This window comes from Hahella sp. HNIBRBA332, assembly GCF_030719035.1.
Lineage (GTDB): Bacteria > Pseudomonadota > Gammaproteobacteria > Pseudomonadales > Oleiphilaceae > Hahella.
In genome coordinates this window covers 6,866,461-6,880,000 of record NZ_CP132203.1, presented here as the reverse complement: position 1 = coordinate 6,880,000, position 13,540 = coordinate 6,866,461, and the positions used below count along the sequence as shown (strand labels likewise).

The 13,540-nt window shown below is 50.0% G+C and carries 12 protein-coding genes (1 of these 12 cut by a window edge); 2 read left to right on the top strand and 10 right to left on the bottom strand.

The window, feature by feature from the left end:
- The 6 genes from O5O45_RS30595 to O5O45_RS30570 all read right to left on the bottom strand — a co-directional run.
- Positions 1–511: the 5' portion of a protein-methionine-sulfoxide reductase heme-binding subunit MsrQ gene (locus O5O45_RS30595; protein WP_305903036.1), read on the bottom strand. Its footprint begins 104 nt before the window's first position; only the first 511 of its 615 coding nucleotides appear in the window; the start codon lies at positions 509–511; its stop codon lies beyond the left edge, outside the window.
- A gap of 1 nt (position 512) precedes the next feature.
- Complete coding sequence (gene msrP, locus O5O45_RS30590; protein ID WP_305903035.1) at positions 513–1,523, bottom strand: protein-methionine-sulfoxide reductase catalytic subunit MsrP; 1,011 nt, start codon at positions 1,521–1,523, stop codon at positions 513–515.
- Positions 1,524–1,602: 79 nt separating this feature from the next.
- Complete coding sequence (pssA, locus tag O5O45_RS30585) at positions 1,603–2,439, bottom strand: CDP-diacylglycerol--serine O-phosphatidyltransferase (protein ID WP_305903034.1); 837 nt, start codon at positions 2,437–2,439, stop codon at positions 1,603–1,605.
- A 118-nt stretch (positions 2,440–2,557) separates the two neighbouring features.
- On the bottom strand, positions 2,558–3,574 hold the full coding sequence (gene ilvC / locus O5O45_RS30580) for a ketol-acid reductoisomerase (protein WP_305903033.1): 1,017 nt from the start codon (positions 3,572–3,574) through the stop codon (positions 2,558–2,560).
- Between the two features lie 40 nt (positions 3,575–3,614).
- On the bottom strand, positions 3,615–4,106 hold the full coding sequence (ilvN, locus tag O5O45_RS30575) for an acetolactate synthase small subunit (RefSeq protein ID WP_127974600.1): 492 nt from the start codon (positions 4,104–4,106) through the stop codon (positions 3,615–3,617).
- A gap of 5 nt (positions 4,107–4,111) precedes the next feature.
- Positions 4,112–5,827: an acetolactate synthase 3 large subunit gene (locus O5O45_RS30570; protein WP_305906261.1), complete on the bottom strand. Its 1,716-nt coding sequence runs from the start codon at positions 5,825–5,827 to the stop codon at positions 4,112–4,114.
- 449 nt (positions 5,828–6,276) lie between these two features.
- On the opposite strand from O5O45_RS30570, the gene O5O45_RS30565 reads away from it, so the two are divergent.
- Complete coding sequence (locus O5O45_RS30565; RefSeq protein WP_305903032.1) at positions 6,277–6,720, top strand: DUF4124 domain-containing protein; 444 nt, start codon at positions 6,277–6,279, stop codon at positions 6,718–6,720.
- Between the two features lie 37 nt (positions 6,721–6,757).
- Here O5O45_RS30565 and O5O45_RS30560 read toward each other — a convergent pair whose 3' ends face one another.
- From O5O45_RS30560 to rluD, 4 genes are all read right to left on the bottom strand, one after another.
- On the bottom strand, positions 6,758–7,966 hold the full coding sequence (locus O5O45_RS30560) for an IS256 family transposase (protein WP_305901731.1): 1,209 nt from the start codon (positions 7,964–7,966) through the stop codon (positions 6,758–6,760).
- Positions 7,967–8,066: 100 nt separating this feature from the next.
- Positions 8,067–10,646 (bottom strand): ATP-dependent chaperone ClpB, encoded by a 2,580-nt coding sequence (clpB, locus tag O5O45_RS30555; protein WP_305903031.1) that lies wholly within the window; start codon positions 10,644–10,646, stop codon positions 8,067–8,069.
- Between the two features lie 153 nt (positions 10,647–10,799).
- Positions 10,800–11,564 (bottom strand): peptidoglycan editing factor PgeF, encoded by a 765-nt coding sequence (gene pgeF, locus O5O45_RS30550; RefSeq protein ID WP_305903030.1) that lies wholly within the window; start codon positions 11,562–11,564, stop codon positions 10,800–10,802.
- Complete coding sequence (gene rluD / locus O5O45_RS30545; RefSeq protein WP_305903029.1) at positions 11,565–12,524, bottom strand: 23S rRNA pseudouridine(1911/1915/1917) synthase RluD; 960 nt, start codon at positions 12,522–12,524, stop codon at positions 11,565–11,567.
- A gap of 102 nt (positions 12,525–12,626) precedes the next feature.
- On the opposite strand from rluD, the gene O5O45_RS30540 reads away from it, so the two are divergent.
- Positions 12,627–13,481 carry an outer membrane protein assembly factor BamD gene (locus tag O5O45_RS30540; protein WP_305903028.1) on the top strand — a complete coding sequence of 285 codons (855 nt, stop codon included), beginning with the start codon at positions 12,627–12,629 and terminating at the stop codon, positions 13,479–13,481.
- Positions 13,482–13,540: the final 59 nt, after the last annotated feature.

Below are 13,540 nucleotides of genomic sequence, written 5' to 3'. Positions count from 1 at the left end.
CGGTGTAATCAGCTCTAGCCAGCCAAATAAAGTGTACAACCGCGAGAACGCCACTTAGATAAACCAGCTTGTGTAACTTCTTCCAGTTTCTTCCCAATTTACGGACCATGAATTTAGGGGATGTCGCAGCAAGCATCACCAAAATCACAAAAGCCACAAAGCCTACTGTTATATAAGGACGTTTAGTTATTTCTTGGACGAAGTTTTGAATGTCCAGCACCAGCAAGAAGCCAGAAATAAAATGTAATGTTGCATAAAACCAGGAATAGAGCCCCAGCATTCTTCTGTAGCGAACCAGCCAGCGTAGCTTTAGCCATTGATTTGCGGGAGTGACGGCAAGCGTTATCAACAGAAAGTTCAAAGCCCAAAGGCCTGAGAAACGCGTTATCGCCTCACCAGGATCAGGCCCCAAGTCTCGGGATACAACCCGATAAACCAGGAACACTAACGGCCCTAGTGATAACAAAAATATCCCCCACCAGCGAGCGATGCCCCACTTTTCTGCAGCCATATTAGTAATTCTTCCTTAGGTCCAAGCCCGTATAAAGACTCGCAACCTCATCCGCATAGCCATTGAACATTAGGGTATCTATGCGTTTAGGACCAAAGAGGCCTCCAGGTAAACGCCGCTCACTCTTCTGACTCCAGCGGGGATGATCGACACTGGGATTTACGTTGGCGTAAAAGCCATATTCATTGGGAGCTAAAGCATTCCACGTTGTATACGGCTCATCCCCCATGAACTTAATCCCAACTATCGACTTAATACTTTTAAAGCCGTATTTCCATGGCGTCACCAAGCGTATCGGGGCGCCGTTTTGATTAGGGAGGATTTTGCCGTAAAGACCAACTGCAGCTAGGGTAAGAGGATGCATTGCCTCGTCAATTCTCAACCCTTCTCTATAAGGCCACTCAATGCTGCTGAACAGTGAGCGCTGCCCCGGCATTTGCTCTGGTCTGACCACCGTCTCAAAAGCGACATACTTCGCATTAGAATTAGGCTCAAACTTTTTCAGAATAGTCGCCATGGGTATTCCTACCCAAGGAATCACCATCGACCATGCCTCGACACAGCGCAGACGATACACACGCTCTTCCAGCTGACTTTCTTTGACAAGGTCTTCAAGTTGATAGCTTCCGGGCTTTCCGCATTCGCCATCTACTTTGATAGACCATGGCTGAATATCCAACTGCTCCGCATATCTGGACGGATCAGTTTTATCAGTGCCAAACTCGTAAAAGTTGTTGTAGCGAAGAATATCTTCGTAGGGAGTTTGCTCTTCAGAGGTACTGAAAGGCCCAGTTTTAATATTTTGAAACTGGGGAGCCACCAACTTTTCCCATGCTTGTCTTGAAGGGGTAACTGCCGCACTCGCAGAACTAGTACAACCAATTAATGATCCAGCAGCAGAGCTTGATACCGCTGCAACCGCCACCCCCCTCATAAAACTACGGCGTGACAGGTAGACTTTTTCGTCCGTGATCTCTGATGAAGGAATGTCTGTAGAGGTTTTAATGAGCATTGAAGCGGTCCTTCCGGCAAGGTGTAACAACTAAATCATTAATTCACACCCAAGTTAGACCGCAGGGATCAGAAAAGATTCAATTAGCCTGCCGTTTCTTTTTTCTCCAGCGCTGCAATGCCTGAAATGGGCCAGAAACTGTGTATAGCAAAAAGCCACCCAGCAGCACTTGCGCGGGAGCCGTAGCAATGACCGCATAGATCAACACAACGACCAGTATAGCGACAAAGGGCACACGACCTTTGAGGTCAAACTCCTTAAAGCTGTAGAACAGTATGTTGCTGACCATCAATACGCCTGCGCCTGCGACGATCAGCACCGCACCGTATGATAGCCAAATGGAGTGCTCCAATGTGTGCAACGTCCACACCGTTCCCGCGACGACAGCCGCGGCAGAGGGGCTGGGGAGGCCAACAAAATACTTTTTATCTACCGATCCTATTTGAGTATTAAACCTAGCCAACCGTAGCGCTGCGCCCGCCACATAGATAAAAGCCGCAACCCAACCAATCTTTCCAAGGTCAGATAATGTCCAAGTGAAGGCCACTAACGCTGGGGCCACACCAAACGCCACCATGTCAGCCAAACTGTCATATTCAGCGCCAAACGCGCTTTGCGTATTGGTCAAGCGCGCAACTCGCCCATCCAAGCCATCTAGAATCATACAAATGAATATCGCAATGGCGGCATTCTCAAAGTTTCCATGCATCGCGGCGACAATAGCGTAAAAGCCTGAAAATAAAGACCCTGTAGTAAAAAGGTTGGGTAACAGGTATACCCCTCTCCGCCGCACCTTGGCCCCACCGACAACTTCTTCTTCAACGACTTCAGCTCCAGCAACCGTTTCATCTTTGCGGGGAGCGTCAGCCTTGATGTCAGCAAGCTCGACTTCTTTTTTAGAGTTTGAAGAGGTCATATATCACTCAATAATTTCCAATAGAGCACACAACTATACATGAGAGCAGGATTAGACAACCAGCCCCAAAAAAAACGCGGCTTGCGCCGCGTTTTCAGGTCTGTAGCATTATCGCCGATTAGTTTTTGGACTTATCTACGATTTTATTAGATGCAATCCAAGGCATCATGCTACGCAGTTTTTCGCCCACTTGCTCGATCGGATGAGCTGCGTTATTGCGACGATAAGCTGTCATTGATGGATAGTTATGAGCGCCTTCAGCAATGAACATCTTGGCGTATTCACCATCCTGAATACGCTTCAGGGCATTGCGCATGGCGGCCCTGGATTGATCATTGATAACTTCAGGACCAGTGACATACTCACCATATTCCGCGTTGTTGGAAATGGAGTAGTTCATGTTGGCGATGCCGCCTTCGTACATCAGATCGACAATAAGCTTCAACTCATGCAGACACTCAAAGTACGCCATCTCCGGAGCATAACCAGCTTCCACCAGGGTTTCGAATCCAGCCTTAACCAGCTCTACTGCGCCACCGCACAACACTGCTTGCTCACCAAACAGGTCCGTTTCGGTTTCATCTTTAAAGGTAGTTTCGATGATACCGGTACGACCTCCGCCTACACCGCTAGCATAGGAAAGCGCCAAGTCTTTCGCTGAACCTGAAGCATCTTGGAAAATAGCGATCAGATCGGGAATGCCGCCACCTTTTACAAACTCAGAGCGAACAGTATGCCCTGGAGCCTTGGGAGCGATCATAATGACGTCTAGATCTGCGCGCGGCACGATTTGGTTGTAATGAATGCTGAAACCGTGAGCGAACGCCAGCGTTGCGCCATTTTTAAGATTCGGCTCGATTTCAGACTTGTAAAGCTTCGCCTGAAACTCATCAGGGGTTAGTATCATTACGACATCTGCGCCAGCGACAGCTTCCGCCACTTCCTTAACTGCAAGTCCCGCGTTTTCAGCCTTGGCCCAGGAGCCGGAGCCCTTACGTAAACCAACGCACACATCAACACCGGAATCCTTCAGGTTGTTAGCATGCGCATGCCCTTGAGAGCCGTAGCCAATAATTGCAACTTTCTTGCCCTGGATGATGGAAAGGTCACAATCTTTATCGTAATAAACGTGCATTTTATTCACCTATTTCTGTGCGCGCTCGCGCCCTTACTCGTTAAACTGATAATGTTTTTTCACCGCGCGCAATGCCGGAAACCCCGCTGCGCACGACTTCTAACACACTGCTTTTTCCAATCGCCTGGATAAAAGCATCTAATTTATCGCTATCTCCGGTTAATTGAACGGTATAGACCGTACTGGTCACGTCAACAATCTGCCCCCGGAAAATATCAGCCGTTCTCTTTATTTCGGCCCTTAATGCGCCACTGGCTTTCAGCTTGATCAACATCAGCTCACGTTCAATATGTGCGCCTTCAGTCAGATCGACCACCTTCACGACTTCCACCAACTTGTTCAGTTGCTTGGTAATCTGCTCAATGACCCGGTCTGAACCAATCGTCGTGACAGTCAACCTGGAAAGTGTCGGATCCTCTGTTGGCGCCACCGTCAGCGTTTCAATGTTGTAATTCCGTTGCGAAAACAGTCCTACCACTCGAGACAACGCACCAGGCTCGTTCTCCAGTAGCATTGATATGATTCGACGCATGCCGTTTATACCCTCTCCGTTTTGCTTAGCCACATATCTTTCATTGCGCCGCGCGCCACCTGCATCGGGTAAACGTGCTCATGAGGGTCTACATATATATCGACAAACACCAGACGGTCTTTCATTGCAAACGCTTTTCTTAAGCCTTCCTCTAGCTCCTCCGGCTTACGAATGGTAATCCCAACGTGCCCATAAGCTTCAGCCAGCGCCATAAAGTCCGGTAATGATTCCATATAAGACTGCGAGTGGCGCGCCTCATAATTCATGTCCTGCCACTGACGAACCATTCCCAAGGAGCGATTGTTCAGATTGATGATCTTTATCGGAAGATTGAACTGCTTGCAGGTTGAGAGTTCTTGAATATTCATTTGAATACTGCCCTCTCCAGTCACGCACACGACCTCTTCTTCAGGAAAGCTCAGCTTGACGCCCATCGCCGCAGGCAAACCAAACCCCATGGTTCCCAAACCGCCAGAATTAATCCAGCGATTGGGTTTGTTGAAGCGGTAATACTGTGCCGTAAACATCTGATGCTGGCCAACGTCAGTGGCGACATAAGCGTTGCCTTCCGTGATCTTGCACAGCATTTCAATCACCTGCTGCGGCTTGAGCATCTCACTGTCGTCGGTTCGATAGCGTCCACCATGGTAAGCGCGCCATTCATCAATCTGCTTCCACCATGCCGACAGCGCTTCTTTATCTGGACGTGAGTTGTCCTCTTTCACAAACGCAATCATATCGCGCAATACGGAAGCGGCAGGTCCTACGATAGGCACATCAACCTGAACGGTTTTTGAGATTGAAGCGGGATCAATATCCACATGGATAATTTTGGCGCCTGGACAAAACTTTTCCGTCGCATTGGTGACGCGATCATCAAATCGCGCACCGACGGCCACAATCAAATCGCTATGATGCATAGCCATGTTAGATTCATAGCTACCGTGCATGCCCAACCAGCCAAGACTATGCTTGTCATCCGCGGGAAAGCCGCCAATGCCCATCAAGGTTGTGGTAACGGGAAAATTCAGCTGATGCGACAGGTCAACCAACTCTTTAGAGGCATGCCCCAGAACAATGCCGCCGCCTGCATATATGATGGGGCGTTTGGCAGCCATCATCATATCTACAGCCTTTCTTATCTGCCCTGCATGTCCGCGGGTTGGCGGACTATATGAGCGCATTTTCACCTTTTTGGGGTATACGTACTCAAACCTCTCGTTAGGCGTAGTCATATCCTTAGGAATATCAACTACGACCGGCCCGGGACGACCCGTAGAGGCCAGATAGAAGGCTTTTTTCAATACCACAGGGATTTCACTGGGATCTCTGACGCTCAGGTTATGCTTCACGACAGGACGTGAAACGCCCATCATGTCAGTCTCCTGAAAAGCATCTTCGCCAATCAGTGTGGAAGGAACTTGGCCGCACAACACCACCATCGGAATTGAATCCATGTAGGCGGTTGCTATGCCCGTCACAGTATTGGTCGCGCCAGGACCTGAAGTCACCAGAACAACGCCAGGTTTACCTGTCGCCCGAGCATAGCCATCCGCCATGTGGGCGGCTGCTTGCTCATGTCTCACCAGGATATGCTTTACTTTATTTTGGCGAAACAGCGCATCATATATATGAAGCACCGCGCCGCCGGGATATCCGTATATGTACTCGATACCCTCGTCTTGCAGAAAGCGCACGATCATATCGGCGCCAGATAACATTTCTGCCGTCACGTCTTCCTCTCTTAATACGCGCAGAATGCGTCAGCGCGAATTAGGGCTGGTTGCTAATAACTTCCACTCAAATATAGACCCAAAAGGATACATATGGTGGACGCCGCCACACTAGCTGTTTATCGCGAGAGGTTATCTCTTGACTTGCTCACACATGCCTGTTGGGCATTTACTCAAAGACTGCTCCTGGTGTTAGGAGTCTGTGGTCTGCAGATATCGTGTGGTCATGATCGTTCGTAGCTTTGTTGGTTTTGCCGTAAAAGTTACGTCGATGTTCGAGCAATCGACAATTTTGACATCCCGTCCGTCTCTGTCAATAGAAAATGCGCATTTCACGGCTTCCGCGGCTTTACCAACGCTGCGCTTTCATCTATCTTTCCGGTATTATGTACTCTCTGTTGTTTATGAATTTCAGTGGCTTGGAGATCCTTCATTTTATGCGTACAGCCATCTTTTCTATTTTTCTTTTAAGTATCAGCTCTCTGTCCTTTGCAAGCGGCGTGTATAAATGGACTGATGAGAATGGCGTTATCCACTATTCGGACAAAAAGCCTGACTTTAAGTCCAGCACTGAAATCAATGTACAAACCGGCTCTCAAACAAAAGAGGCGCTTGACTTGCAAGAGCAAACCCAGCAGTTAAATGAGCAACAAGAGCTGGAAAAAATCAGAGCCCAACAAGCACAAGAAAACTCTACAGCTGAAGCAAAGCAAAAAGAAATCTGCGATGCATTAAAATCCAATCTACAGACTTTAATGAACACTGCTCGGATTCGTCAAAAGCAGGAAGATGGTACCGAACGCTACATGACACCTGAAGAAATTTTACAACAACGCAAAGAAACTCAAGCTCGAGTTGATAGTGAGTGCGGAGGGCAGTAAGCGACCCTGTAAATAATTCTGTGTATCTGCCTGGTTATTAAAGATACTCCGTTAAGCGATCTTCGAACTCGATCATAAATCGGTTCAGCGCTGACTTCCAATTCCTGATCGGCATCGTCCATTTCTTCGACGCATCCATGATCGCCAGATACACCACCTTTCTCGCGGAATCATCCGTGGGGAACAGCTTCCGTTTCTTGATCACTTTCCTAATGACGCTGTTAAGGGACTCAATGGCATTGGTCGTGTAGATGGCCCTGCGAATGTCTTCCGGGTAGCGGAACAGAGTGTTGAGGTTCTCCCAGTGAAGCCGCCAGGATCGGCTGATCTGGGGATATTTCTCATCCCATCGTTCGGCAAACCTGTCCAGCTCTGAGAGGGCTTCCTCCTCGGTGGCCGATTGGTAGATCCGCTTCAGATCTGTTGTGACCGGCTTATAGTCTTTCCACGGCACATACTTCACCGCATTGCGCACCATGTGCACGATACAGAGCTGTATCTGGGTTTGGGGATACACGGTATTGATCGCTTCGGGGAAACCCTTCAGGCCGTCCACACAGGCGATCAGAATGTCCTTCACGCCCCGGTTCTGCAACTCGGTCAGCACATTCAGCCAGAACTTCGCCCCTTCGGTTTCCGAGAGCCACATCCCTAGCAATTCTTTGTGGCCTTCCAGGTTGCCCCCCAGGGCCAGATAGATCGCTTTGTTGATCACCTGCTTGTCCTGGCGGATCTTCACCACAATGCAGTCCAGGTACACGATGGGATAAACCGCATCCAGAGGACGAGACTGCCATTCCACCACCTGCTCAATCACGGCATCCGTGACTTTGGAGATTAAGGTGGGAGAGACATCCGCGCCATACATTTCCTTAAAGGTGGCCACGATCTCTCGGGTGCTCATGCCTTTGGCGTAGAGGCTGAGAATCTTGTCGTCCATGGTGGTGAAGCGGGTCTGCTGCTTCTTGACCAGTAGAGGCTCAAAGCTGCCCTGACGATCTCTGGGAGTATTAACTTCAAACTGACCGTCCTCGGTACGGAGGGTCTTGCTGGAATAGCCGTTACGGCTATTGTCTGAATTTGAAGATTGATGTTTCTCGTATCCCAGATGCACATCCAGCTCTGCATTGAGCGCGGCTTCCACGGTCGCCTTGGTGAGCATCTGACGGAACTCGTTGAGATCCTTTTCTGTTTTCAGAGATTTGGCTGCCTCACGGGCAAATGCTTCTAATTCTTTCTGGTTCATTGTCTACCTATCCTTAACCCCGCTATAGGGTACTAGTGATAGGCAGATACACAAATTAAATTACAGTCTCCAGTAAGCCCTCCCCTCGCTATGTATCAAACTACTTCCTACTAAATATCAGCTTACCGTCCTTCACTTCCGCTTCAATCACATCCCCCCGCTGAAACTCACCATTGAGTATGGATTGAGCTAACGGGTTCTCTACCCGTTGCTGTATCGCCCGTTTCAGTGGACGCGCCCCGTATATGGGATCAAAGCCGACTTCCGCCAGCGTCGCCATTGCTTCGGCGCTCAGTTCAACTTTAAGGTCCTGCTCTTGTAAGCGACGATTCAAGATTTCCAGCTGTATCAGCGCGATACCGCGAATCTGTTCAGCGGTCAGCGGATGGAAAACAACTACTTCGTCGATTCGATTGATGAACTCTGGACGAAAATGTCTACCAACCACTTCCAGCACAGCATCTTTAATTTCATTGTAGTTTTCATCTTGCCCACCCATCGCCTGAATCAGATCTGATCCCAAGTTGGATGTCATGACAATGACAGTATTGCGAAAATCTACAGTTCGCCCTTGTCCATCCGTCAGGCGACCATCTTCAAGCACTTGCAACAGAATATTGAATACATCCGGATGCGCCTTTTCTACTTCATCCAAAAGCAAGACAGAATAGGGCTTGCGCCTGACGGCTTCTGTCAAGTACCCCCCCTCTTCATAGCCTACATAACCAGGAGGAGCCCCAATTAATCTAGCGACAGAATGTTTCTCCATAAACTCTGACATATCGATGCGCACCATCGCCTCTTCCGTGTCAAACAAGAAGCTTGCCAGAGACTTACATAGTTCTGTTTTACCGACCCCTGTCGGCCCCAAGAACAGGAATGAGCCGTTCGGGCGGTTAGGATCACTCAGACCCGCCCTGGAGCGACGCACCGCATTGGCGACCGCGACGACAGCCTCATCTTGTCCTATAACGCGCTGATGCAATGCTTCTTCCATGCGCAGCAGTTTCTCACGTTCGCCTTCGAGCATTTTGGCGACAGGAATACCGGTCCATTTGGAGACTATCTCGGCAATTTCCTCTTCAGAAACCTTATTGCGCAGCAAACGCATTTCCAGCATTTCCGCTTGGCTCGCCATATCCAGCTGCTTCTCCAGCTCTGGAATGCGTCCATATTGCAGTTCAGACATGCGGGTCAGGTCTCCTTGTCTGCGGGCATTTTCCAGATCCACCCGAGCCTGCTCCAACTGACTTTTAATTTGTTGCGTGCCTTGCAACGCCGCTTTTTCAGAACTCCAGACCTCTTCAAGGTCCGCAAACTCCTTTTCCATCTCCTCTATTTGCGTATTCAGCTCTTCCACGCTTTTTTTGGATGCCGCATCTTTCTCTTTCTTAAGTGCTTCTCGCTGCATCTTTAGTTGGATCAACCGGCGCTCCAGCCGATCCAACGGCTCAGGTTTGGAATCAATCTCCATCCGAATCTGGCTGGCGGCTTCATCAACTAAATCTATAGCTTTATCCGGTAGCTGCCGATCCGTAATGTAGCGATGGGATAATTTCGCCGCTGCGATGATGGCGCTGTCAGTGATTTCAACGCCATGGTGAACTTCATAGCGCTCCTTCAATCCACGCAATATCGCGATGGTATCCTCAACATTCGGCTCGTCCACCAGCACTTTCTGGAAGCGACGCTCCAACGCTGCATCCTTTTCAATGTACTCCCGATATTCATCCAATGTCGTAGCGCCAACGCAATGCAACTCTCCACGAGCCAATGCAGGCTTTAACATATTGCCCGCATCCATCGCGCCTTCCGCTTTGCCTGCGCCAACCATAGTATGGAGCTCATCGATAAATAAGATGATCTGCCCTTCTTGCTTCGCCAGCTCGTTAAGCACGCCTTTCAGACGTTCTTCGAATTCGCCGCGGAATTTGGCCCCTGCTATCAGAGCCCCCATATCCAGAGCCAGTACGCGCTTATTTTTCAGCCCCTCAGGGACTTCACCGTTCACAATACGTTGCGCAAGCCCTTCAACAATCGCGGTCTTACCTACACCTGGCTCACCAATTAGAACAGGGTTATTTTTGCGGCGGCGCTGCAATACCTGAATCGTTCTACGGATTTCATCGTCCCTGCCAATAACAGGGTCCAATTTGCCTTCCGTCGCACGGGCGGTAAGGTCGATAGTAAAACGATCGAGCGCCTGGCGGCTCTCTTCCGCACCTTGATCTTGCACTTTTTCACCGCCACGCATAGTCTCTATCGCCCTCTCCAATCTTTGTTTATCAGCGCCGCACTCTTTTAGCAGCTTTCCTACGACTCCCCGGTCGTCTATCGCCGCTAGAAGCACCAACTCACTGGAAATAAACTGATCGCTGCGTTTCTGCGCAAGCTTGTCCGCCAGATTTAACAGCCGTCCCAAATCATTGGATAGGTGAACATCCGCGTCAGAGCCCTGAACCTGCGGGAGCTTATCCAGTTCCTGAGTCAGCATGGCTTTAAAGCGAGCCACGTCAACACCGGCTTGCTGTAGCAGCGGCGCCGTGGAGCCTCCTGACTGGCTCAACAGTGATTGGAACAGGTGTACAGGCTCTATGAAGTTGTGATCTTTACCCAAGGCAAGCGACTGGGCTTCTGATATCGCCATCTGGAGACGACTGGTGAATTTATCAAATCGCATCTGCATTACCCCAAAATTCCGATGTTACCCGCGCACACTAAGACGCAGTTTCAATTACCGAAAATGTGGGGCCACGCTCTGAAAGCTTCAAGGCTGCGCACCAAGAAGAGAAGAAAAGTGTGCTGGATATTGATCTATCTCAAGCCCTAATCTCTAAGGAGATGAGGCAAGCCAAATAACTGACGCCATTCGTCCTGTTACGCCATCTCTGCGATAGGAGAAAAACCTGCCTGAATCCGTGTAGGTGCAATAGTCGCCGCCAAAGATTCGTGTAACTCCAAGTCTGTGCAGCCTAAGCCGAGCCAGAGCATATAAGTCCGCACACCATTTACCGGCGTTAGACGATGAAGGGATGAAGCAAGTAGCAGACTCAGGCTCTTGTGCGACAAAAGCGTCCATTACATCCTGACCAACTTCGAAGGCAGTCTGACTAATCGCAGGTCCAAGCCAAACCAGCAATTCTGTCTGTTCGCTAAAGTATTTTGCAGTGTTTTCCAATACACCGGCGGCCAGTCCACGCCACCCCGCATGAGCTGCGGCCACTGCAGAACCATCTGCTGCTGCGAATAGAACAGGAAGACAGTCTGCGGTCAGGATGCAACATGCCTGCTGCAACTGAGTAGTAAACGCTGCATCACCGGTATGTGACTGGACAGGTCTTACCCCCTTCAACACGACCACATCGACGCCATGCACCTGTTCTAACCAATGGAAGCGATCAACAGGCAGGCCCACCTCCTGAGCAAGAAAACGTCTGTTAGTTTCAACAGCAACAGCATCGTCTCCAACGTGGCCGCCAAGATTCATGCTGGCGAATTCCCGCTGACTGACTCCGCCTGCTCGCGTCGTCACCAGCGCTCGGATATTCGTGGGAACAGGCCAGTCAGGTTGAATCAACTGCAGTCTGCCGGCACCCATCTATGAAGCCTCCTCTTCTTCCATATCCAAGCGGTTTAGCAAGTTTTTCATATCTTCGGGCAAGTCCACTTCCCAGCTCAGCAATTCGCCAGTTGTCGGGTGCGATAGCTCAAGGGCTTTCGCATGCAGCGCCTGTCTGCCAAAAGATTGCAGGCGCTCAATAGTATCCGCCGACAGCCCTTTCGGAAGGCGCGGGCGGCTCCCGTATAGCGGATCGCCTAATATAGAGTGGTTAATGTGCGCCATATGCACGCGAATTTGGTGCGTTCGCCCTGTTTCCAGCTTCAACCTCAAATGTGTAAAGCCTCGCCAGCGTCGTATCAGCCTGTAGTGGGTCACCGCATCTTTTCCTCCACGGGTCACCGCCATCTTCTGGCGACTCTGCGGATGCCTGCCAATCGCGGCGTCAACCATTCCTCCGCCAGTTAACTCGCCGTATACGACAGCCTCATACTCCCTCCCCATTTCTCTTGCCTGCAACTGCTCAACAAGAGAACTGTGCGCAACAAGCGTTTTCGCAATGACCATCAAACCGGTCGTGTCTTTGTCCAGCCGATGCACAATGCCAGCGCGGGGAAGTTCCGCCAAAGCAGGACAGTGATGTAAAACGGCATTAACGACCGTTCCGTCACTATGTCCTGCAGCGGGATGAACAACAAAGTCCGCTTGCTTATTAATCACCAAAAGGTGTTCATCTTCGAAAACAACATCCAGTGCAATGGGCTGCGCCTCCCAGTCACCCTGCGCCTCCAGCTCGACATCCAGTTCAATCTGGTCGCCTTCAATTACCTTTTCTTTAGGTTTAACCTGCTTTCCATTGACGCGCAGGGCTCCCTGCTTAATCCAGCTTTGTATCCTGGACCTTGAATATTCAGGCATTAGCTCGCTTGCAGCCATATCCAACCGCTGCTCGCCAAGCTCAGCGGGAACAATCAATGACTGCTGTATGCGATGACTCATAAATTAAATCCGTCGGCTGTGGGGTGTTGTCAAAACTATGGTTGTGGAATAATGGCGCGCCAATATTCACGAAAGCCTTGCTGCGCAAGACTGCTCTATTCCATGAAATTAGTGAAGTTTAATTCAAATATGCATCCTATTCGCGCCCTTTTTGCCATGCTGGCCTTTCTTCTGCTGACAGCATGCGCCTCCGCCCCGCCACAAGTGTTGAGTGAAAAGGAATACTACGACAAGGCAAAATCCGCTTTGGACTCAGGCAACTTTTTGGAAGCAGCGCGTCACTTGGAGGATCTGGAGACTTACCATCCATTCGGACGCTATGCGGAGCAGGCGCAGCTGGATCTGATATACGCCCACTATAACTCGCTGAATCCAGAGCGAGCAGAGTCAGCGGCAGAGCGATTTATCCGCCTTCACCCTGAAAGCCCTCATGTAGATTATGCCTACTACATAAAAGGGCTGGCCGCCTATTATGCAGATTTGGGTTTAGGTCCAAGATTTCTCCCTATCGATGTTAATTCCCGTGACCCAGGACGTGCGAAAGAGGCCTTCAGAGATTTCTCGACCCTGGTCACTAACTTTCCAGACAGCCCCTATGCGGCTGACGCAGAAAAGCGCATGCTGGCGATAAAAGAGCGTCTGGCCCAATATGAAATGCATGTCGCACGCTATTATATTCGTCGCCAGGCCTACGTGGCCGCAGTAGCTCGCGCCCAATACGTCGTCGAAAATTATCCTGAAACGCCCGTCGTGCCTGAAGCGTTATCTTTAATGGTCGAGCTTTACAGATACCTGGGTATGCAGCGTCATGCCGATGACGCTTTAGTCTTGCTCGCCGCGAGCTACCCAGACTATAAATCTTTCGACGCCAACATGCGCTTCAGTGGCTCTGAATTCAAAGAAGAAGACCGCAATATCAGCAGTGTCTTTGATTTTGACTTCGGCCTTGGCGATTAGCCCCGGATCATATGTAGAAAAGGCCGCATCTGCGGCCTTTTTTATGTTCGTGCCCCGTC

Coding starts and splice junctions, on each gene's coding strand:
- ilvN (WP_127974600.1), bottom strand. CDS start 4,106: ATGCGTCGAATCATATCAATGCTACTGGAGAACGAGCCTGGTGCGTTG.
- ilvC (WP_305903033.1), bottom strand. CDS start 3,574: ATGCACGTTTATTACGATAAAGATTGTGACCTTTCCATCATCCAGGGC.
- msrP (WP_305903035.1), bottom strand. CDS start 1,523: ATGCTCATTAAAACCTCTACAGACATTCCTTCATCAGAGATCACGGAC.
- O5O45_RS30540 (WP_305903028.1), top strand. CDS start 12,627: ATGAAATTAGTGAAGTTTAATTCAAATATGCATCCTATTCGCGCCCTT.
- pgeF (WP_305903030.1), bottom strand. CDS start 11,564: ATGGGTGCCGGCAGACTGCAGTTGATTCAACCTGACTGGCCTGTTCCC.
- pssA (WP_305903034.1), bottom strand. CDS start 2,439: ATGACCTCTTCAAACTCTAAAAAAGAAGTCGAGCTTGCTGACATCAAG.
- rluD (WP_305903029.1), bottom strand. CDS start 12,524: ATGAGTCATCGCATACAGCAGTCATTGATTGTTCCCGCTGAGCTTGGC.
- O5O45_RS30565 (WP_305903032.1), top strand. CDS start 6,277: ATGCGTACAGCCATCTTTTCTATTTTTCTTTTAAGTATCAGCTCTCTG.
- O5O45_RS30570 (WP_305906261.1), bottom strand. CDS start 5,827: ATGTTATCTGGCGCCGATATGATCGTGCGCTTTCTGCAAGACGAGGGT.
- O5O45_RS30560 (WP_305901731.1), bottom strand. CDS start 7,966: ATGAACCAGAAAGAATTAGAAGCATTTGCCCGTGAGGCAGCCAAATCT.
- clpB (WP_305903031.1), bottom strand. CDS start 10,646: ATGCGATTTGATAAATTCACCAGTCGTCTCCAGATGGCGATATCAGAA.